Source organism: Brachyspira sp. G79 (assembly GCF_002379365.1).
In the GTDB taxonomy this organism is placed as follows: Bacteria; Spirochaetota; Brachyspiria; order Brachyspirales; family Brachyspiraceae; genus Brachyspira.
The window spans coordinates 63,577-84,705 of sequence record NZ_JQIU01000007.1 but is presented as its reverse complement, the minus strand read 5'-3'; the positions used below and the strand labels follow the sequence as shown (position 1 = coordinate 84,705).

Below are 21,129 nucleotides of genomic sequence, written 5' to 3'. Positions count from 1 at the left end.
CGTTAAACGAAATTTTAAATATAGATTAATTATGAATTCTAATTTTGATTATATATAAGATCAAGCTAACCGTGCGTTAAATGAATCTATAAATTTAATAAGCACTTGGGTGGGTGCTATAATTTGTAATTAGATTATAAAAAATAATAAAAATTAAAATTTTTAAATAAGACAATAAAATATAAAGGGTGGGCAGTTTATAATAAATTATTAAATTTATTATATTGTTGCAGTAAAAACTTTAAGAGAGTTAATTATAAAAATCATAAAAAATAAATAGTGTAGTGTGCAATAAATTTAAAATAATATTATCACTTGAAAAATATACCATTTTGCAATATAATTTTTGTCATAAAAATATGTAAATAATAAATTAATTTTTTATTAATAAATAGTATCAAACTACGGAGTGTTAATTATGGAATATAATTTTACTACCATTGAAAAGAAATGGCAGAAATTCTGGAAAGATAATAATTCTTTCAAAACAGTATCTAAACCTACAAACAAAAAATATTATGTACTTGAAATGTTTCCTTATCCCTCTGGTAAAATGCATATGGGACATGTTTCTAACTATACTATAGCCGACTCTATAGCTAGATACTATAGGCTTTTAGGATATGATATTTTGCATCCAATGGGCTGGGACGCTTTTGGTATGCCTGCAGAAAATGCTGCTATAGAACATAAAACTCACCCTGCAGAATGGACTTTAAAAAATATAGCTAATATGAAAGAGCAGCTAAACTTACTCGGATACTCTTATGATTGGGATAGAGAAGTTACAACTTGTTTGCCTGACTACTATAAATGGGGACAATGGTTTATATTAAAAATGTATGAGAAAGGACTTTTATATAGAAAAGGCGGCGATGTTAACTGGTGCGATCATTGTAATACAGTACTTGCCAATGAGCAGGTTACACCTGAAGGTACTTGCTGGAGATGCGATGGAGAAGTTACTAAAAAGAAACTCGAACAATGGTATATAAAAGTTACCGATTATGCAGAACAATTAGATGCAGATTTAAAATTACTTGAAGGATACTGGCCTGATAATGTTATAGCTATGCAGAAAAACTGGATAGGAAGAAGTGTTGGTGCTTATGTTAATTTTACTTTAGATGATGGTAAAGATTTTCCTATATTTACAACCCGTCCAGACACTATTTATGGTGTTACTTATATGGCTATAGCTTGGAACTATGATGGACTTTTAGATATGTGTACAGCTGAGCAAAAAAATGCTGTAGAAGAGTTCATAAAAAAATCTGCTAAAATAGACCAAAAAACTGATTATGAGAAAGAGGGTGTATTTACTGGAAGATATGTTATTAATCCTTTTAATAAAGAAAAAGCTCCTTTGTATGCTGCTAATTTTGTTTTAGCTGAATACGGAAGCGGTGCTGTAATGGCTGTTCCTGCTCATGACCAAAGGGATTTCGAATTTGCCAAAAAATATAATATTCCTGTAAAAGTAGTTATACAGAATGCTGATAATTCTTTGAAAGCAGAAAATATGACAGAAGCATACACTGAAGACGGCGTGGTTGTTAATTCGGATATTTTAAACGGACTTTCTACAAGAGATGCTATTAAAAAAGCTATAAGTTATGCATCAGAAAAAGGTTTCGGCAGCGAGAAAGTACAATATAAACTTAGAGATTGGCTTATATCAAGACAAAGATATTGGGGCAATCCTCTTCCTTTTGTACATTGTGAAAAATGCGGTATTGTACCAGTGCCTGAAAGCGAACTTCCTATAACTCTTCCTATGGATATTGAGTTTACAGTTGGAGATAACCCTCTTAAAAAATCTGAGTCATTTGTTAATACAACTTGTCCTAAATGTGGAGGCAAAGCTAAAAGAGAAACTGACACTATGGATACATTTACATGCAGTTCTTGGTATTATGCAAGATACACTGACGCTCATAATGATAAAATGCCTTTTGACCCTGCTATTGCCAATGCTTGGCTTGGAGTTGACCAATATATAGGAGGTATTGAGCATGCCTGTATGCACCTTTTATATTCAAGATTCTGGTATAAGTTTATGAGAGATATTGGGCTTATCAAAGGAGATGAGCCTTTTAATAAACTTCTTACTCAAGGTATGGTTTTAGCAAACAGCTATGAATCAAGAGAGTTAAAAAAATTCTATACTCAAGAAGAGATGAATAATAAAGCATATGAAAAAGACGGTATAAAAAAAGAAGATATAATAGTAAAAATGGAAAAGATGTCTAAATCAAAAGCTAATGGAGTTGATCCTGCTGAGATTATAGAGCTTTTCGGTGCTGATGCTGTTAGAATATTTGTTATGTTTGTTGCTCCGCCTGAAAAAGATAAAGAATGGTCTGATGAAGGTGTTAAAGGTTCTGCAAGATTTTTAAACAGAATTTGGAACTTATTTCTAAAATACAAAGATGAAGAAGCGTTCAAAAATAATAAATCATTTGATTATAATAACTTATCAAAAGAAGCTAAAAATCTTTACAAAAAATATCATAAGACTATAAAAAAAGTTACAATAGATATTAAAGACAGATTCCATTTTAACACAGCAATTGCTGCCTTAATGGAACTTTTAAATGATATGTCATCAATAAAATTAAACGGCGATGATGAATATGCTATGTTTAAAGAAGTTATAAGAGGATATTTAATACTTCTTAATCCTATAGCTCCTCATATAACAGAAGAGATTTATCAGATATTAAACTTTGGTAAAATGATACTTGAAGAAAGCTGGGTTGAACATAATGAAGAGTACTGCAAAGACGATGTATTTGAATTGGTATTTCAAGTAAATGGAAAAATAAGAGATAGGGTAGAAGCTGATGTTAATATAAGCGAAGATGATGCTAAAACTCAGGCACTATCAAGTGAAAAAGTAAAACAGTTTACAGACGGTAAAAACATTGTTAAAGTAGTTTATGTTAAAGGTAAACTTGTAAACATAGTAGTAAAATAAAATATAATCACTAAAAAGAATATTAAAGAGTATGGACTTAAAAAATCTGTACTCTTTTTATTTGGCTTAATTACATCCCCGCCCTTTATATTTTATTGTTTTATTTTCACATTTTAATTTTTATTATTTTTTATAGTCTAATTACAAATTAAGGCACCCACCCAAGCGTATATTAAATAAAAAATATTCCTCTACGCACGGTAAGCTGAATTTTATATATAATCAGAATTATAATTCATAACTAGCTTATATTTAGAATTTCGTTTAACGTGCGTTGTAAAGATTGTAAACAAAAATAAAGCTAGGGCGGGCGTTATAATAACAGTAAAAGTTCATAAATAATAATATGGCAATAATGACAAATAAAAACTATAAAATAAAATGGGCGGGAGTTAGAATAAAGTTCAAAATATAAAAGCCCCATTAAATAATGAGGCTTTTTTTATTTATTTAATTTATATAAATAAAATTATTCTTTAATAAACTTTTTAAAATTAGCTACTTTTTCTTTGGCTATATTAAGTCTTTTATCTTTGCTTTCTTTTACGCAAACCTCAAAATAGAATTTTATTTTAGGCTCAGTACCAGAAGGTCTTATAGTAATTTTTGTCTTATCTGCGAGTATGTATTGAAGTACATTAGATTTTGGAAGAGTTATGTCTTTTATTTTTTTACCTGTATTATCATAAATTTCTTTTTTCTCATAGTCACTTATAGTTTCTACTTGAACACCTGAAATTTCTTTAGGTAAATTATTTCTGTAATAAGTCATCAAATCAGCTATAGCCTTAGCTCCGTCAGCACCTTTTTTAGTAATAGATATAGTCTCTTCATAGAAGTATCCATATTTTTCATAAATACTTTCTAAATAATCAGCTAAAGTAATGTTATTATCTTTGCAGTAAGCAAGTACTTCAGCAAGCATCAAACAAGAACTAACTCCGTCTTTATCGCGCACATTTGAATTAATACAATATCCAAAACTTTCTTCAAATCCAAATAAATATGTTCTTTCTTTTTCTCTTTCTATAACATCAGCAATCCATTTAAAACCAGTAAGCACATCGTAAATCTTAACATTATTAGCATCAGCAATAGCCCTAGCAAGTTCAGTTGTTACTATTGTTTTTACTATATATGGATTTTTAATATTTTTTTTGTTTGTAATTAGGTAGTATGCCATTATGGATCCTATCTGATTACCAGTAAGATACATATAACTTCCGTCTTTAGTAAGCAGAGCACATCCCATTCTGTCGCAGTCTGGATCAGTACCCATAACAAGTTCAGCACCTATTTCTTTTGCTTTATTAACAGCTATCTGCAATGCTTCAGGATTTTCTGGGTTAGGAGATTCTACAGTAGGAAAATTTCCATCAGGAGGCTGAGCACCTTCTAATGTTGTTAAATTGGTGAAACCTGCTTTTCTTAATGCCATAGGAACCATTTTATATCCAGAACCATGAATAGGTGTATAAACTATTTTTATGTCATGATGTTTTTTAATTATATCTGGATTTACCAAATAAGACATTAAATCATTCATATATTTATCTTCAATATCTTTTCCTATAAATGTTATTCTAGAATTATCGCCCATTTTAACTTCTTCAGGCTTAACTTTTAATACCTCATCAATAATATTTTTATCATGAGGCGGTATAACCTGAGCACCGTCAGTCCAATAAACTTTATATCCATTATATTCTTTAGGGTTATGACTTGCAGTAACAACTATTCCAGCAATACAGCCCAAACTTCTTACTGCATAAGAGAGAAGTGAAATAGGGTGAATATCATCATATAAATAAACTTTTATACCATTTGAAGAAAGTATTTCAGCAGCAGCCTTTGAAAATACATCAGAATTATTTCTTGAATCATAGCCTATAGCAACTTTATAATCACTTCCTCCTTGTTTTAATATATAGTTAGCAAGCCCCTGAGTAGCAACTCCTACAGTATATTTATTCATTCTGTTAGTACCAACTCCCATTATTCCCCTAAGTCCGCCTGTACCAAACTCTAAATCTCTATAGAAAGCGTCAGTTAATTCTTTTTCATTTCCAGCATCTAACAATACTTTAATTTCTTTCTTTGTTTCTTCATCATAAGGACCATTAAGCCATGAATCAATTCTTGCTTTTACTTCTTGTTCCATTATACACACCTCTAATTTTTTAAAATTCTATATATAAATTATAGTATACAACAACTATATAATCAAGTTAAAACTATTATGTTTTTATTCAATCAGATTTTTGATACAATGCTTTTTATTCATAGAAATTTTATATGCCTGCTTAGTTTAAAAATAATTTCAAGTTTTTAGAATAATACTATCAGCATATGTTTTGTAATATACTAAAAATAACTATCAGAATTTAGAAATTATCCACATTATTAAAGAAAGTACTATACTTGCTATAATACTTGTCATAAGAGGAAAAGCAAAAGTAAAATTTTCTTTTTTTATTATTATATCACCAGAAAGTTTACCGAAAGGAATCTTTATATTAAGCAAAAAAAGTATGCCTATAACTATAAATATTATTCCTATAACTATAAAAATCTTAGCAAACTGAGTATTCATTATTATTCAGACATCTTTTTATTCATTTTTTCTATATCTTTATCATGACCTGCAATAATTAATATATCTCCTTCTACCATAGGCTCATCAGGGTCTGGAGTACAGTCCACAACAACCTTTTTTTCTCCCAATATACCAACTGTCTCTTTTTTTATTGCTACAACATTAATTTTATATTTCTTTCTAAGATCAAGCTCTTTAAAATTCTTACCTGCCAAACCTCCATGTACAGGAAACTCTACTATAGAATGATATTCTGTTAAATCATAAAGCAAAACAGTATCGCCTACTTCAAGCTGCTCTGCTATATGTATACCCATAGATTCTTCAGGGCTTACCAAATGTGTTATGCCTATCATACTTAGTATTGCTTTATGCTTTTCATTTGAGTATCTGGCTATAATATTTTTAACATTAAGCTCTTTTAAAAGTAAAGCCGTTAATATGCTTGTCATCATATCTTCGCCTATTGTAAGTATAACAGCATCAAATTTATTAATTTCAATAGCCTCTAATGCCTCTTTCTGAGTTGAATCAAGTCTCATAGCTTGAGTTACATTATTTTTTATAGCTTCTATTTCATTAATATCATTATCTATAGCAAATACTTCAATAGAAGGTTTTGTCATAAGCCTGTTAATCAAAGCCTTACCTAAAGTACCTACACCTATAACGGCATACTGCAGCATTTTAATACCCCTATATATTATTTAATTGATTTTATTATAGAATAATATAAAAAATTGTCAAAAAATATTTATTATAATTATCATAAAAACTATAAATAAATCTTATATATTTTTATAATTTTGCATCTATATAGAATTATCAATATTATATCAGAACAAATCACATTATTATGTAATTATAATTTACTATAAATACTATGTGTATAAAAAAATTTAAAAAATATATAAAAAATAAATTTTTTTACGTTTTTATTTAAAATTATGTTATACTTATATTAAAAATAATAATAAAATGAGGTCATAATATTTATGAAAAAAATTATATTAATATTAAGTATTTTATCTGCGTTAGTAGTTTCTTGTAACAGCAACAATAACCCAACAAACCCTGCTTTATCAGGAGATAAACCATTAACAACTATTGTACCAAGCGATGATAAAACGGTGAAAGAAGGTACTTTATTAAATAATTGGGATGGAAACACTCAGTCTTTAGCTATAAACGCATCTGTTAAAGCAAATAATACATCTGACAATAACACATCTTCAGCAAATGATAATGCATCTCAAGGAAATACTCAAACTCCTACAGGATATAATTTATTACAAAGACTATATTCTACTACTTGGTATCAGTCTGAAGAAGATTATGATGATGGAAGATTAGAAACTGAAGAGTTATTCGTATTCTTTAATGAAAACTCAGAAATGGTTCAAAGAGAATACGAAAACGGTAGAATAGATGAAAGAGATGAATATTCTACATTAGAATGGATTAGAGATGTTACTATACCTAATGCTCAAGCTAATAAAGATAGAAATGCCTGCATAGTAAGAAATACAGAACAAGACAGATATGAAACTGATACAGAGTATGAAGGCTACTATCTAGTAGATAGAAATACTTTATATATAGTTGATGGTGATAGTGAAAAAGAAGTAATGGAGGCATTAACAGATATAATAAGCGGAAATACTCAAAGATACACAGAAGATAAATTCGTACTTTCTACTAAATCATTAAATTAATTTATAAATAAATCCAAAATAATATATAAAAACAGGGAGGCAAAAAAACTCCTTGTTTTTTTATATGAATAGAGTTTTACTGTAATCATTTAAATTAACAATAAAAACTCTATTAAAATACAAAATAACTATTAATCATCATTATTAGCTTGATAATTTAATTTTACTAAATAGTCTATTTTATCAACAACTTTAGTAAATGGTTTTTCTACACTAATCAATGCCCTTTCAACATCATTGCCATCTTCATCTTCAATATATATATCATAATATAGCTCTTTATGATCATATTCATTTTCAAAAGTAAGCCTTATAAATATAAAGTTGTTAATATTAATTCTATCCATCTTAGGCTCATATTCCAAGCGTTTGATTTCAGTATTTAACAATTCTTTTCCCAAATTCTCTACTATAATAGTATAAATTGATTCTAACTCTTTTCTTATATAATGAACATTGTTGTCAAACATTATAAAAACTCCGTAATATTATAAATTTATTATATTTACTTATATGTAATAAATATACCAAAATAAACCAAATTGTCAAAAATATTTAATATTTATCCAATATAGAAGCTACCTCTTCATCTCCTAACTCTCTTGCAATACCTGCAAGTTCTTTAGCTTTTTTATTAGCCAAATTAGGATTGGCATTATTATTAAGAAGAAGCAAAGCCGCCTCAAAATTACTATTTTCTATAGCAGTAGAAAGAGCAGTTTCTCCATCTTTATCTATTTTATTAACATCAGCCCCATTTTCAAGTAAAATACTAATAGCTTCTATTGATATTTCACGTCCCGAAAAAGCTATTAACGGAGTTACACCTGATTCATTAGCTTTATTTATATTAGTAGTTTTAGATAATATTCTTACACTTTCTACATCATTAGCTATTAAAAGAGGCGTTATTCCCTCATCAGATATCAAATTAATATTAGCCCCATTATCTGCCAAAAATGTTACTATATCAGAATTAGAATTGTCAGCAGCAAAAAATAAAGGACTCCATCCATAATTATTAACAGCATCAACATCAGCATTATTCATTACTAAAAGCTCAACGACATTATAATTACTGTCATATATTCCAATACCCTGTCTTGCCCATATATCTGTAGCATATAAAAGTGCCGTATAATTTCTTTTATTTTTTAAATTCACATCGGCATTATTTTGTATAAGAGCATTTACTAAATCAGCATATCCATAATAAGAAGCTATCATTAATGCTGTAGTACCCTCATCAAAAGTAACGCTAAGATCATATTCAGTATCTTCTGTATTTACTATATTTGTAGTTTCTGTAAGAGTATTATTAATATTACCTGAAGAAAGCAAATTTTTTATTATATCAATACAAGGGCTTTCTTCATATTCAGCTAAAGCCTCTTCCAATGGCATATCATGAACTATATTATCATCTATAATAGAATTTTCATTAGTTTGTGTATTTTGATCAGTATTAATATTAGATCCTTGAGAACATGATGCTATAAACATCAAAAATAAGAGTATGATTACTTTCATAATAATCTCCGTACAACTTATTATATATTAATATATTAACATAACTTATACATTATATCAAGAAATTATATTATACTTGTTTCAAAACTTAATTTTTTAATATTTATATTTTTTAGTTTATAGTTTGGGCTTCACAGTCGTACCTACTTCTTTTTCAGCCGATATGCATGCCTTTTGCAGAGAAGAAATAAATATTTATATTACTATAAATAATATATTATACAACATATAAAACATTGTATTTATAATTTAAATAATTTCATAGTCAATCTTTCAATCCGTTTTCAAACTATTTAATAATTATTAAAACAGTTTTAAAACAAGTATATTTTTCAATAATAAAAAAGGCTTGCAAAATACTGCAAGCCATATAAAAATATTTATAAATATTATTTATTATTTATTTATTCTTCCCAAAAGTTTTTCAGCAATAGCACGTCCTGTAGGAGTATTTGCAAGTCCTCCTTTAGCGGTTTCTTTAAATCTTTCATCCATACCATCAGCAACTTCTTTCATAGCAAGTACAACTTCATCAGGCGGTATCACACTCTTAAATCCAGCACAAGCAAGTTCCGCCGAAACAATAGCATGAACAGCAGACATAATATTCTTACCCATACAAGGCACCTCAACAAAACCTGCAACAGGATCGCATATAAGTCCAAGTACGGCTGATAATGATAAAGCAAAAGCATGAGCACATTCTTCTGGAGTACCACCCATAATCTCAGCACATGCTGAAGAAGCCATAGCAGCAGCACTTCCGCATTCAGCCATACATCCTCCGCCAGCACCTGCAAATGTAGCTATCTGAGCTATAATATCAGCAAGACCAGCTGCAGTAAACATTGATTTTACTATATCCTCTTTTTTGTATCCTCTATTTTCACATACTGTAAGTACTGCAGGCATTATACCGCAGCTTCCTGCTGTAGGGGCTGCTATAATTTTACCCATACAAGCATTATATCCGCTAACTGCCATTGCAGCAGTTACAACCTCACCTACAGTTTCACCTAATATACTTTTTTTAGATTTATAAAATTTTTCTACTATATCAACGCATTCATTTTGCAAACCTGTTACAAAATTAAATTTATCTTTTTTACCGTTTTCAACAGACTCTTTCATTATCTCATAATAAGATGTCATTTTATCTATTATTACCTGCCTGTCTGTTTTCTCAGCTTTAGCTTCTATATCTATTACTATATCACTTATTTTTTTATTTTGTTCATTAGCCATAGCTACCAATGATTCTATAGATTTTATATCCATACTTATATTATTCTCCGTTATATATTTTTTTATTATCTATATCTAAACACTCTTTAATACAATTTATCCAAAAATACAAAATCCCTTATATTTTTTATATTTCTTATTTTTTCTTCTATCTCTTTAGATATAACATTTGTCATACCTATAACAATAATAGCATATCCCTTATTAGGTCCTTCAAACTGAGGTGTTACATTCATATTTTCAATATTTATATCATTTTCAAATATAATAGAAGTAACCTTAGCAATAATACCTGGTACATCTTTGTTAACTATAGCAATAGTTGGAAAATCGCCCTTATAATGAACCTCTATACCATTTACCTTATCTAATACTATTAAACCTCCTCCAATAGATGAAGCCAGAATATTAATCTCATTATTTTCTCCTTTAGCTTCAATATAAACACTATTAGGATGAAAAGCATCTCTTAAAGTTGTAGGTATAAATTCATATTTGAGATTAGCCTTTTCAGCAAGACTGTAACTATCTCTAAGTCTAGGATCATCTGTTTCAAAGCCTAAAAGCCCTGCTAAAATAGCCTTATCAGTACCATGACCCTTCCAAGTTAAAGCAAAAGAACCATGCAAATAAATTTTTGCTTCTTTTACATCCTCACCCAAAATTTTTTTGGCAAGTTTTCCTATACGGCAAGCTCCAGCTGTATGAGAACTTGAAGGACCTATCATTATAGGACCTATTATATCAAATAATGTAGCCATAATTTTCCTCCATTTATTTAACTATAATTTAACATATATAAACGATTTTTGTAACACATTATTTATTTTATTAACTAAAAAAATTAGAAAATAATAAAATTTTTTAAATAAATTATAATTATTAATTTTAAATATTATTTACTTTATATAGTATTTTTTGTAATATTTATTATAGCTATAATATACTTATGAATTACAAGTAAAAATAGAATTGTTTCAAATTTAATTTTATAATTTTTTATTTTATAAGTTGGGATTTATTATCTCCCTGCGTCTTCATAATAGCATAGTTTTTATTGTATATGTTACCCTTGAGGCAAAAATAAGGTATAGCCTTCAGTTGCGAAGGAATACATTTTTGGTTAAAATACAGGTATTATCATACATTTAAAACTTGTTTTATTAATAATTAATAATACTTTATAGTATTTATAACTTATCATTATGTTTATAAATGGTTCAAAATTACAAACTATATTTGTTTATGTATATATTAAAAAAGGAGACATAAAAAATGCCTCCTTTTTAAAATAAAATTCTTAATTTATATAATTTAGACATTAAGAGTCAAGAAAATCTTTTAACTCTTTTTTCTTTGACTGAGCTCTTAAACGTCTTATAGCCTTAGCCTCTATCTGACGTATACGCTCTCTTGTAACTTTAAATACATATCCTACCTCTTCAAGAGTATGAGAATATCCGTCAACAAGCCCGAAACGCATTCTTATCACTTTCTGTTCTCTATCTGGAAGGCTATCTAATATGGAGTCAATTTGCTTTCTTAAGATTTTGAAAGTAGTAATATTCTGAGGGCTTTCAAATTCTTTATCTTCTATAAGCTCACCTAATATGGTATCTTCTTCATCACCTATAGGAGCATTTAAAGATACTGGGTCTTTAGCTACATTTCTTACACTTTTTACTCTGCTTTCAGGCCAGCCTAATGCTTTTGCTATCTCTTGAATAGAAGGCTCTCTTCCATGCTGCTGCATATACTGTCTTAATACTCTTTGAACTTTATTAATCTGTTCTATCATATGAACAGGTACTCTTATAGTTCTAGCCTGATCGCTTATAGAACGCGTAATAGCCTGACGTATCCACCAAGTAGCATATGTAGAAAATTTATATCCTTTTTTATATTCAAATTTATCTACAGCTTTTATAAGACCAATATTTCCTTCCTGAACCAAATCAAAGAAATGAAGACCTCTGTTAACGTATTTTTTAGCTATAGCAATAACAAGTCTTAAATTAGCTTTAACTATATGATCTTTAGCCTGAGCTATTTTTCTTCTTGATGAATCTATTTTACGTACCCATTCTACCAAAGTTTCTTTATCAATACGTACTTCATCATAAATATCTGCCATACGTACCTGAGCCTTATGGAAACTAGTTATAACAGCTTCTATAGCTTCAGGAGTAATATTAAACTCATCTACAAGTCTTATATATATATCCTTATTTCCAGATTCTATTTCTTTATAGTAGTTTTCAAAGTCGGATATTTCTTTGTAGTATCTTTTTTTGAGTTTTTCAAAATATTCTTCTATTTGATTTATTCTATGAAGATAGAACTTCAGCTTTTCTGCTATTCTGTCTATTTCCATTCTGTTTAATCTTACTTTTGTTAGAAGTTTGACAATATTTTCTTTAACTTCTTCCTGTTCTTTGGTAAGGGCTTTAATAGTTTTCTGAGTAGTAATTTTTTTAATTCTCTTATCCAAAGCAAGATACTTTTCAGCTAAAGCAGTATAGTCTTTTTCAAAGTTTTTATATTTTCTTTCTAATTTTCTTTTTTCCTGAGTAGAAACATTGTAAATTCTAGGTGGCTCTAATATTTCATGTATAGAAACCCTTCCATTTTGAACATTCTTAATAGTATTAAGCACCTCTCCTACAACAAGATGAGTATTAAGTATAATATTTTCAATTTCAGATTCTCCAGACTCAATTTTTTTGGAGTAATCTACTTCATCATCATGAGTAAGAAGGCTAACCTTTCCTATTTCTTTAAGATAAAGCCTTATAGGATCATCATTATTACCCACTTTATCTTCTACATGTATAAACTTAGCAGTATCGTCAATTTTATTCTGATTTTTGGAAAGGCTTTCAAATTCCCTTTTGTCTTCAACAATTACAATCTTTCTTGCATTTAATAATTGAAAAAGTATATCCATTACATCAGTATCCATATTATCTATGGCACCATTAATCTCTTTGAAGGTAAGATATTTGTTGGCATTACCTTTTTCAAGTAATTTTCTAATCTTTTCATTATTTTTAATCAAAAGATCGCAATCTTCTTCTGTCATCATAAATCACTTCCTTGATGTAATTTTTCTTTTTGCTTATTAAGTAAATGTATTTCGCGAGCCTTTTCACAAATAGCCTCAAAACCATCGTTTAATGAATGATTATTTATTATTTCCATTCTTTTAGAGTCTATGTCGCCGCTTTTAATTTTAATAATAAGCTCCTCCAATTTTTCATATATGTTTTCGCTGTATAATTTCTTCTTGCTTAAAATCTGATTGGCTATATGCTCATTCCCAAGTATATTAAGAGCATCTTCAATGCTTGCTTCTTTATTAAGGGTTAAGAGTCTTATATAAAATTCCCTTGTTATATCTTTCTTAATAAGATCTACACTAATTTCTCTTTCAGCCTCTTTAATTAAAGAAGGATTCAAAGCAAGTAAGTATATCAAACTATTTTCATAGTAAAATTTATTATCTGTATTATTTTTTGTTATTTTTATGTTATTATAGGAAATATTCTGATTTGTTTTCTGTGTACGTAAATAATCCTTGTTAAAAGCCTCCCTATCTATAGAAAGTTTAGAAGCAACATGCGAAATTATCATCTGCTTCTCTGTTTCGCTTTTTACAACGTCCAAATACCTATAAAAACTGTTAATAATCATCAACTTTTCTTCTATAGAAAGAGAAGAAATTTCCTTTTTTACTTCTGTTTCTATAATATAATCATACCAGTGCAATCTATTATTATATAGTATATCAAACCGCTTTTTGTCATAAACTGTAAAAAATTCATCTAAATCTTTGGTTTCTTTTATAGAAAGTATAGTCAATTTTAAATCAAACTTCAATAGTATAAGTATAGCCGCTTTGGCAGCCTTTATACCAGCCTCATCACTGTCTAAAGCTAATACAACATTACTAGTATACCTTTTTATTTCTTTAGCATGCTCTTCTGTTATAGCCGTTCCAAGAGTTCCTACTACATTTTTTATACCCATTTTGTGGCATGCTATGGTATCCATATATCCCTCTACAAGCATAATTTCGTCCTGTTTCATTATATAGGATTTTGCTATATTTATACCATAAAGAGTAGATTTCTTTTTGAATATTAAACTTTCTTTTGAGTTTAGGTATTTTGGTTCTTTTCCGTCTATACTTCTTGCCCCAAAACCTATTACCTCTTCTCTTTCATTAATAATAGGAAACATTATTCTATTAACAAATGTATCATAATAGTGATTAGGGTTATTCTTACTTACACTTGCAAGACCTAATATATGCATGTTGTTAATAGTAATCTTATTTTCGGATAATGCATCGATAAGTGCATTCCAACTTGGAGGAGCATATCCTATTTTAAACTCTTTTATAATGCTGAATGGTATTTTTCTTTTTTTAAGATATTTTTCAGCTTCTTTATAGAAATAATTGCCGTTTTTATCTTTCAAAAATAGAGTTTTACCAAAGAAATTGCATGCTATTCTGTTAATTCTTCTGCTTTCTAAATATATTTTCTCCTTTTTGGAGGATTTAGCCGAGAAGAAATCGGTAACATCTACAGAGAATCTCTTTCCCAGATATTCTATAGCCTCCTTAAAAGACATATTTTCTTTTTCTTTTAGATATGTTATAACATTGCCCTTAGCCCCGCAGGTGAAACATTTATACACACCTTTATCATCATCAACAGACATGGAAGGATTAGTTTCCTGTCCGTCTTTATGAAAAGGACATTGAACTGTATATTTGTTTCCACCTCTTGAAACTACTTTATATTTATCTCTCAAAATGTCAATAAGAGATACCCTAGACAATAGATTATTTAATTTTCCTATAAATAAATTATCCACAGCACATAAACTCAAAATATTATCTATATATTAATCGGATATAGATATTAAAAAATACATGTTATACCCATAAATAAATATAGACAAATATAAAAATATTTTAAAAAAAGTCAAGCAATTATGGTTTAAAAAAATAAAAAAAATGTAATTACAATTCAATTTATTTTACATATTTATTGCTTGACAAAATTATTTTTTTTATTATTATAATGAGAACATCTTTTTTGGGGAAATATTGTGATTAATTATTTTGAAAAGAGCGAGAGAAGAAGAAGGATCTTAAACAATATAAAATCAAAGAGGATTATTATAGATAAATTTCATATACCTCTTGGCATAGTTCCAAGTGAATATGCTTACCCCATGGAAGGGACAAGAATAGAATTAAAAAATACTAATAACGGAGATATCTATACATATAGAATATCAGTATCAGCAGAAAAAATATATCCGCTTTACTTAAAGCTTCTAAAACTATTTCCATCATACGGAACTATTGTTATAGAGCGTATTAGTGAGGATATAAATAGAAGTTTTGATGTTCTTATGAGCGATCCTGATGTTTCATTAAATGAGATAAGAAAAGTATTTAAAAAATATAATGAACTGTGGGTTGAATGCGGTTTTGTAGGATTTGGTGTAATAGATGAGCTTACCGAATTTGAAATTTTTATAAATTTGGATAAAGAAATAGAGATTAATACCACATACAAGAATATTAGAAAAATTAATCGTATACTTGATTCTTATAAACTCCTTAATGATGATGTTTCATTTATGAGTGATTATGAACATCTTCATTATTCATTATCTTCAATAGCTGCAGATTACGGCTGTTCTGAAACTTATGAGTATATATTTGATTATTATGATATTATAAATAATCTTAAATCAATATATGGCTTTACAACTATTAACTTAAATGAAAATGACAAGATAATTAAAGCTCCTAAATGGTGGAATGTTACTGTTAAAGGACTTGGTAAATGTCAGAAAAGGACTTTTATATCTACTTATTATATAGTTGCAGATACCATAGAAGAGATGGAAACTTTAATAGATGAAAAGATGAAAGATATGAATGTGGATTATTATTATATTTATGATTTTTATAATGTTGATCCGAATAATTATAATTATGAAAGTGTAAATGTTTCTAATATACATAATATATCTTTTGAAAAAGCACCATTTGGCATATGGGCTCAGTCTGATGTATTCATATGTAAGACTAAGAATATAGCTTCATATTATATTAATAAGAATTATGCAAGAACATATTGATAATAATTTTCAAAAAGCGTTAAAATTAAAAGAACATATTAAATATCAATTTAAGTATTGCCCTTACTGTGGAGCAAAAGATTCTTTTATTTTTAATGATATAAAGATTTTTAAATGCTCAAAATGCCAAAGAACATATTTTGTTAATCCTGCTTCGGCTGTAGGGGTAATAATAGAAACTCCAATAGGAATAGTATTTGTTGAAAGGGGAATTAACCCTAAAAAAGGATATATAGATATGCCTGGAGGGTTCTGCGAGCCTTATGAAAGAGTGGAAGATACTGCTATTAGAGAAATATTTGAAGAGACTAGTATTAAATTGGATAATATACATTTTCTTATAAGCGGTTCAAATGAGTATATATATGAAGGTATTATGTATGTTACATCTGATTTGTTTTTTTATTCAAAATTAGATTATGTGCCTGATGTAAAAGCTGATGATGATGCTGTTAATGTTATATTTATCAAGAGAGAAGATATTGATATAGAAAATATAGCTTTTGAATCGGCTAAAGAGGCTTTACTCTATTATATAAAAAATTATTAAATTTATTAAGGTAATATTATATATTTAGCTAAAAATAGTTTTAATTATAATATATTGAAATTATTTTTTTATATAAAGTTTTTTGATTATAAGAATTAATGAATATTATAAAAATATGATAAATAAGAAACAGATTTTAGAATTGATACTCGCTTCGTTTACAGCTGTTTTTCTTGCAGCATTTATTAGAATATTTTTTTTCGATACTTATATAGTTACAAATAAATCTATGGAGCCTACTTTTTTTGAAGGGGATCAGATACTGCTTTTAAAAAAGAATTTTATATTTAATAAAGTAAAAAATTTTGATGTTGTGGTATTCAATTATAATGATACAAATCTTGTAAAAAGAGTTATAGGAATAGAAGGTGATAAAGTGGAAATAAGAGATGGAGGACTTTATTTAAATGACAATCTTATAGAACATGAATATTATATATTTTCAAATGAAGATAATGGTGTTTATATTGTAGGAAGTAATCAGTATTTTGTTTTGGGCGATAATATAAGTTTAAGCGAAGACAGCAGATATTTTGGTCTTATAGATGAAAAGGATATAAAAGGTCAGGTTATATTAATATTTAGTCCTAAAAGCAGATTTCAATTATTCAGTAATATATTTCATAAATATAATGAGTGATACTATAATATTTATATAATAAAGTTATTATGTAATAACTTTATACTTTTGGTAATTATACAAATATTACCTGTACCAAAAACATATAAATTATAGTGCCTGCTACTATGCTTATCAGTACATTTCTTTTTATTATATGTAAAATTATTATAATTGCTATAGATATTAATTCTGGTAAGGCATACGGAAACTTTATTATATCAATATCCTTAAGGCAGTATATAACTAGAAGTGCTATCATAGAGTAGGGCAGCATTTTTCCTAAGAACTTTATATATTTACTTTCGGATAATGATTTATTTATTATAATAAAAGGAAGAAACCTTAAAAATAGAGTTCCTATCACAATCATCAAAGCTGTTATAAATATTTCTTTACTATTCATATATTTTTCCGTCTTCATTATATTTATAAATAATACTTATAGCGAGAAATATTAATATCATAGCAAGTATTATAAATATATTAGTTTTAAATATTAAAATAGGTATAGAGCATAAAAGTCCAATCAAAGCACCTCTATGATCTTTGCTTTCAAGCCATTGTTCTGTAAATATAACAACAAATAAAGCGGTTAAAACAAAATCAAGTCCCTTGGTATTAAAAGTTATAAATGATCCTATCAAACAGCCAAGCAATGTTCCTATATTCCAATAGCAGTAATTCATAAATGATACAAAAAAGTAAAATGCTTTTTTATTGATATTTTCTGGTATATTATGTGAGCATACTATAGAAAAAGTTTCATCGCTTAATGAAAATATTAGAAATGGCTTTAATATTCCTATAGATTTATATTTAGAAGCCATAGATATTCCATAAAATGCCACTCTTGAATTGACCATTAATGTTAATACTAATGCATATAATGGATTAAATGGTGCTAAAAATAAATAATTAATAGCCGTATACTGCATACTTCCGCAATAGGCAAACAGGCTTAAAAATACAGCAAGAGAAGTATCAAGCCCTTTAGCTTTCATAAGTATTCCATAAGCCATACCTAAAAATATATACCCTATAAGAACAGGTATTGTTATTGGAAATGCATATTTTAATGCTGAAATTAAATCATGTTTTTTGGTATTCATATTATAACTTTTTATCATTTAATTTTATATCTATCAGTAATGTGTGTTTATTAAAAATACCCTAAGTAGCAGCATTTTGCATTTTCATATCCATGCCTTAAAATCATATCAAAATTCTCTTCATTAGGGCTTGATAATGTTGTTTTATAATTTTTTACTTTTTGACAATTTTCTTCTGTATCATAATTTTTTATAATTTCTTCTTTTTTATTTTTATCAAGTGATGACATATTCAATATTTTTGAAGCATGATTTCCTATTTTTACGTATATTCCATTTTTATTTCTTGATATAAAATCGAAATAACTTCTAGTTCTTAAAGCATCTACCTGACTCATAGAAATATCTAAAAGCCTCTTAATATCCATTTTTCCTACAGCATATTTATCATTAAAACTTGAAGCATTGGCAACAACAGCAAAATTAATATTATCTTTAAACTCTCCTCCATTATTCATTTTATATATAGCTTCAAGTCCTAAATTATCATAAACTCCTCCGTCCCATAGATGTATATATTTAGGAATATTTTTTATTTCTTTGCCGTCATTATCTATCCATTTCCTATTTTCTGTACTAAATTTCTGCATTCCTACTAATATTGGGAAAGCAGCTGAAAAAGCAGCAGCCATAGATATATCATAGTTTAGATCTTCAGTATATCCTAATTTATAATCACCTATATGTTTTTGTGAGAAAGAAAATCTTTTTCCTGTTTCTACAGTTGTTGTATTTATAGACCATCTAGGAGTTTTTACCAGATCTGAAATTTTACCGTTCATATTCCAATATTTTTTCATATTATCTGAAATTATTTCTGGTCTTTTAAATATTTTTGATGGGTGGAAAATCAAAGAAAAAATAGATGTTTTTTCTATATCTTTTTTCATAACAGCATTTTTTATTTTTTGCAGTACTTCATTATATTCTTTACTGCTTGGGAATTTATTATTATTAAAAGAATATACTAAAGCTATTGATATGCTAGCACCAGATACAGTTGATATATGCTCTATATTCTCTAAAGCATTTTCTTCTGCGAGCCATCTTAATACTCCCAAATGAAATATAGCCGCTCTTATTCCTCCGCCTGATAAGGCTAAACCTATTTTTTTATCATTTAAAGCCATAAAATTACACCTAAATTATTATATTTTTGATTTTATATTTTTTACCTTTTCTTCATCAGTATATTTTACACTAAACTCTGAAGCTCTTAAAGCTACCCCCATAAATACATTTTCATTCCTATACTGCATAATACTTTCAACCGTTTTATTTGCTGTCATATGATATTCATTAGCTTTTAGAGTGTCTTTTATATATTCAATATTTCTTTCATTTATTCCACTTCCTGGCATTATTATTATTTTATCATTATATTTTGAAATTAATTCTTTTAATTTGATTATACCGCTCATAACATTAGCCTCTCCTCCAGAAGTGAGTATTCTCTCAAAACCAATGGATATTATATCCTCACAGGATTTATTTAAATCACAGCTTACATCTATTGCCCTATGAAAAGTAGCTTTACTGCTTCCCCATAAATCTAGTAATGTAGAGCACCTTTCTTTATCAATTTTTCCTTCTTTTGTGAGTATGCCGAATACTATGCCGTCAATTTTTAATTCTTTTATGAGTTTTATTTCTCTTTTCATTATTTCAAACTCTGTATCATCATAGCAGAAATCTCCGCCTCTAGGACGCACCATTGCATATATTGGTATATTTACTTTTTCTCTTGCTAATTCCAAAACACCATAACTAGGAGTTGTGCCTCCTTCAAACATATTTACGCAAAGCTCAAGTCTATTAGCCCCTCCTTTTTCAGCATTTATACATGACTCTACAGAATCAACGCATATTTCTATTTTGGTATTCATAATAATGCTCTTTATAAATTAATTAAAACATATAGATTATACTAGAAATTTGCTAATTGTCAAAATATATTATATAATACCCCACATCTATTTTATAATAAGGATTAGGTTTATGAAAAAAATATTTTTAATGTTACTTTTAAATATAATACATATATCTGCTTTTGCTGATACTACCGATGTAACAAAGCATTTATTTTTTACCTTTGAAGGAAATATTGATAAATACCCTATTACAATAAACATACATATTACAAATCCTGATAATATTACAGAAAATAAAAAGTCTTATATAGACGGATATTATAAATACAATAATGTTAATACTCCAATACCTATAAGCGGAGAAATGGATAAGAATACTATTAAATTGACCGCCTTTGATTATTATAATTCTGATAAAAAAGAAGAATTCAGCTTTAAAATAAATAGTAGTCAGTTAAATAATATTATTAATTTAGGAAACGGCAAAAAGAATATTAATTTAAAAGGAAGCTGGCAAAATAACAATAAAAAATTAAGCTGTAATATAGAAACTGTAAAACCTTTAGGAGATAAAATACATACTGTTTATGATATATCTGTTTCTAAAGAATTTAAAGATAATACTTATGGTTTATCTGCACTTTATATAGAAAATTTAAAATCATCTATATATGAAGGTAAAATCAATAAACCAAAATAAACCAATACCAATGAAATGAATAAAAAAACTTAATGATGATATT

19 protein-coding genes are annotated in these 21,129 nt (G+C 27.7%); 6 read left to right on the top strand and 13 right to left on the bottom strand.

Going from position 1 to position 21,129, the window contains the following annotated elements; translation table 11 throughout:
- The first annotated feature begins 418 nt into the window (after nucleotides 1-418).
- The gene (gene leuS / locus KQ44_RS00470) at nucleotides 419-2,980 is read left to right on the top strand and encodes a leucine--tRNA ligase (RefSeq protein WP_096735775.1); all 2,562 of its coding nucleotides are present in this window, start codon (nucleotides 419-421) and stop codon (nucleotides 2,978-2,980) included.
- Between the two features lie 469 nt (nucleotides 2,981-3,449).
- On the opposite strand, the gene KQ44_RS00465 is transcribed toward leuS, so the two are convergent.
- The 3 genes from KQ44_RS00465 to KQ44_RS00455 all read right to left on the bottom strand — a co-directional run bounded on the left by KQ44_RS00465 (nucleotide 3,450) and on the right by KQ44_RS00455 (nucleotide 6,262).
- Nucleotides 3,450-5,141 (bottom strand): phospho-sugar mutase, encoded by a 1,692-nt coding sequence (locus tag KQ44_RS00465; RefSeq protein WP_096735774.1) that lies wholly within the window; start codon nucleotides 5,139-5,141, stop codon nucleotides 3,450-3,452.
- Nucleotides 5,142-5,357: 216 nt separating this feature from the next.
- Complete coding sequence (locus tag KQ44_RS00460) at nucleotides 5,358-5,573, bottom strand: DUF2905 domain-containing protein (protein ID WP_096735773.1); 216 nt, start codon at nucleotides 5,571-5,573, stop codon at nucleotides 5,358-5,360.
- Nucleotides 5,574-5,575: 2 nt separating this feature from the next.
- On the bottom strand, nucleotides 5,576-6,262 hold the full coding sequence (locus KQ44_RS00455) for a TrkA family potassium uptake protein (RefSeq protein WP_013114515.1): 687 nt from the start codon (nucleotides 6,260-6,262) through the stop codon (nucleotides 5,576-5,578).
- A gap of 309 nt (nucleotides 6,263-6,571) precedes the next feature.
- On the opposite strand from KQ44_RS00455, the gene KQ44_RS00450 reads away from it, so the two are divergent.
- Complete coding sequence (locus KQ44_RS00450; RefSeq protein ID WP_096735772.1) at nucleotides 6,572-7,291, top strand: hypothetical protein; 720 nt, start codon at nucleotides 6,572-6,574, stop codon at nucleotides 7,289-7,291.
- A gap of 131 nt (nucleotides 7,292-7,422) precedes the next feature.
- Here KQ44_RS00450 and KQ44_RS00445 read toward each other — a convergent pair whose 3' ends face one another.
- The 6 genes from KQ44_RS00445 to dnaG all read right to left on the bottom strand — a co-directional run bounded on the left by KQ44_RS00445 (nucleotide 7,423) and on the right by dnaG (nucleotide 14,950).
- The gene (locus KQ44_RS00445) at nucleotides 7,423-7,761 is read right to left on the bottom strand and encodes a hypothetical protein (protein WP_096735771.1); all 339 of its coding nucleotides are present in this window, start codon (nucleotides 7,759-7,761) and stop codon (nucleotides 7,423-7,425) included.
- Nucleotides 7,762-7,846: 85 nt separating this feature from the next.
- Nucleotides 7,847-8,821 (bottom strand): ankyrin repeat domain-containing protein, encoded by a 975-nt coding sequence (locus KQ44_RS00440; RefSeq protein ID WP_096735770.1) that lies wholly within the window; start codon nucleotides 8,819-8,821, stop codon nucleotides 7,847-7,849.
- A 396-nt stretch (nucleotides 8,822-9,217) separates the two neighbouring features.
- A complete protein-coding gene (sdaAA, locus tag KQ44_RS00435) occupies nucleotides 9,218-10,099 on the bottom strand; it encodes an L-serine ammonia-lyase, iron-sulfur-dependent, subunit alpha (RefSeq protein WP_096735769.1) in 882 nt (293 codons plus the stop codon).
- Between the two features lie 53 nt (nucleotides 10,100-10,152).
- Complete coding sequence (gene sdaAB, locus KQ44_RS00430) at nucleotides 10,153-10,827, bottom strand: L-serine ammonia-lyase, iron-sulfur-dependent subunit beta (RefSeq protein WP_096735768.1); 675 nt, start codon at nucleotides 10,825-10,827, stop codon at nucleotides 10,153-10,155.
- 560 nt (nucleotides 10,828-11,387) lie between these two features.
- On the bottom strand, nucleotides 11,388-13,151 hold the full coding sequence (rpoD, locus tag KQ44_RS00425) for an RNA polymerase sigma factor RpoD (protein ID WP_096735767.1): 1,764 nt from the start codon (nucleotides 13,149-13,151) through the stop codon (nucleotides 11,388-11,390).
- Complete coding sequence (gene dnaG / locus KQ44_RS00420; protein ID WP_096735966.1) at nucleotides 13,148-14,950, bottom strand: DNA primase; 1,803 nt, start codon at nucleotides 14,948-14,950, stop codon at nucleotides 13,148-13,150. The genes rpoD and dnaG overlap by 4 nt, the downstream gene beginning before the upstream one ends.
- 237 nt (nucleotides 14,951-15,187) lie before the next feature.
- On the opposite strand from dnaG, the gene KQ44_RS00415 reads away from it, so the two are divergent.
- The 3 genes from KQ44_RS00415 to lepB all read left to right on the top strand — a co-directional run bounded on the left by KQ44_RS00415 (nucleotide 15,188) and on the right by lepB (nucleotide 17,424).
- Nucleotides 15,188-16,234 (top strand): hypothetical protein, encoded by a 1,047-nt coding sequence (locus KQ44_RS00415; RefSeq protein WP_096735766.1) that lies wholly within the window; start codon nucleotides 15,188-15,190, stop codon nucleotides 16,232-16,234.
- Nucleotides 16,218-16,784, top strand: coding sequence for an NUDIX domain-containing protein (locus KQ44_RS00410; RefSeq protein ID WP_096735765.1), 567 nt, complete (start codon nucleotides 16,218-16,220; stop codon nucleotides 16,782-16,784). Before KQ44_RS00415 ends, KQ44_RS00410 begins: the two co-directional genes overlap by 17 nt.
- 115 nt (nucleotides 16,785-16,899) lie before the next feature.
- Entirely contained in the window at nucleotides 16,900-17,424 is a 525-nt protein-coding gene (gene lepB / locus KQ44_RS00405; RefSeq protein WP_096735764.1) for a signal peptidase I, read from the top strand.
- Nucleotides 17,425-17,479: 55 nt separating this feature from the next.
- On the opposite strand, the gene KQ44_RS00400 is transcribed toward lepB, so the two are convergent.
- The 4 genes from KQ44_RS00400 to KQ44_RS00385 are packed head-to-tail and all read right to left on the bottom strand — an operon-like array spanning nucleotide 17,480 to nucleotide 20,401.
- The gene (locus KQ44_RS00400) at nucleotides 17,480-17,809 is read right to left on the bottom strand and encodes an AzlD domain-containing protein (RefSeq protein WP_096735763.1); all 330 of its coding nucleotides are present in this window, start codon (nucleotides 17,807-17,809) and stop codon (nucleotides 17,480-17,482) included.
- Complete coding sequence (locus tag KQ44_RS00395; RefSeq protein ID WP_096735965.1) at nucleotides 17,802-18,515, bottom strand: AzlC family ABC transporter permease; 714 nt, start codon at nucleotides 18,513-18,515, stop codon at nucleotides 17,802-17,804. The genes KQ44_RS00400 and KQ44_RS00395 overlap by 8 nt, the downstream gene beginning before the upstream one ends.
- A 50-nt stretch (nucleotides 18,516-18,565) precedes the next feature.
- On the bottom strand, nucleotides 18,566-19,645 hold the full coding sequence (locus KQ44_RS00390; protein ID WP_096735762.1) for a patatin-like phospholipase family protein: 1,080 nt from the start codon (nucleotides 19,643-19,645) through the stop codon (nucleotides 18,566-18,568).
- A gap of 18 nt (nucleotides 19,646-19,663) precedes the next feature.
- Nucleotides 19,664-20,401: a copper homeostasis protein CutC gene (locus KQ44_RS00385; protein ID WP_096735761.1), complete on the bottom strand. Its 738-nt coding sequence runs from the start codon at nucleotides 20,399-20,401 to the stop codon at nucleotides 19,664-19,666.
- A gap of 112 nt (nucleotides 20,402-20,513) precedes the next feature.
- Between KQ44_RS00385 and KQ44_RS00380 the strand changes: the two genes are divergently transcribed.
- Nucleotides 20,514-21,086, top strand: a complete 573-nt coding sequence (locus KQ44_RS00380) for a hypothetical protein (RefSeq protein WP_240516394.1) — start codon at nucleotides 20,514-20,516, stop codon at nucleotides 21,084-21,086.
- The last annotated feature ends 43 nt before the right edge of the window (nucleotides 21,087-21,129 follow it).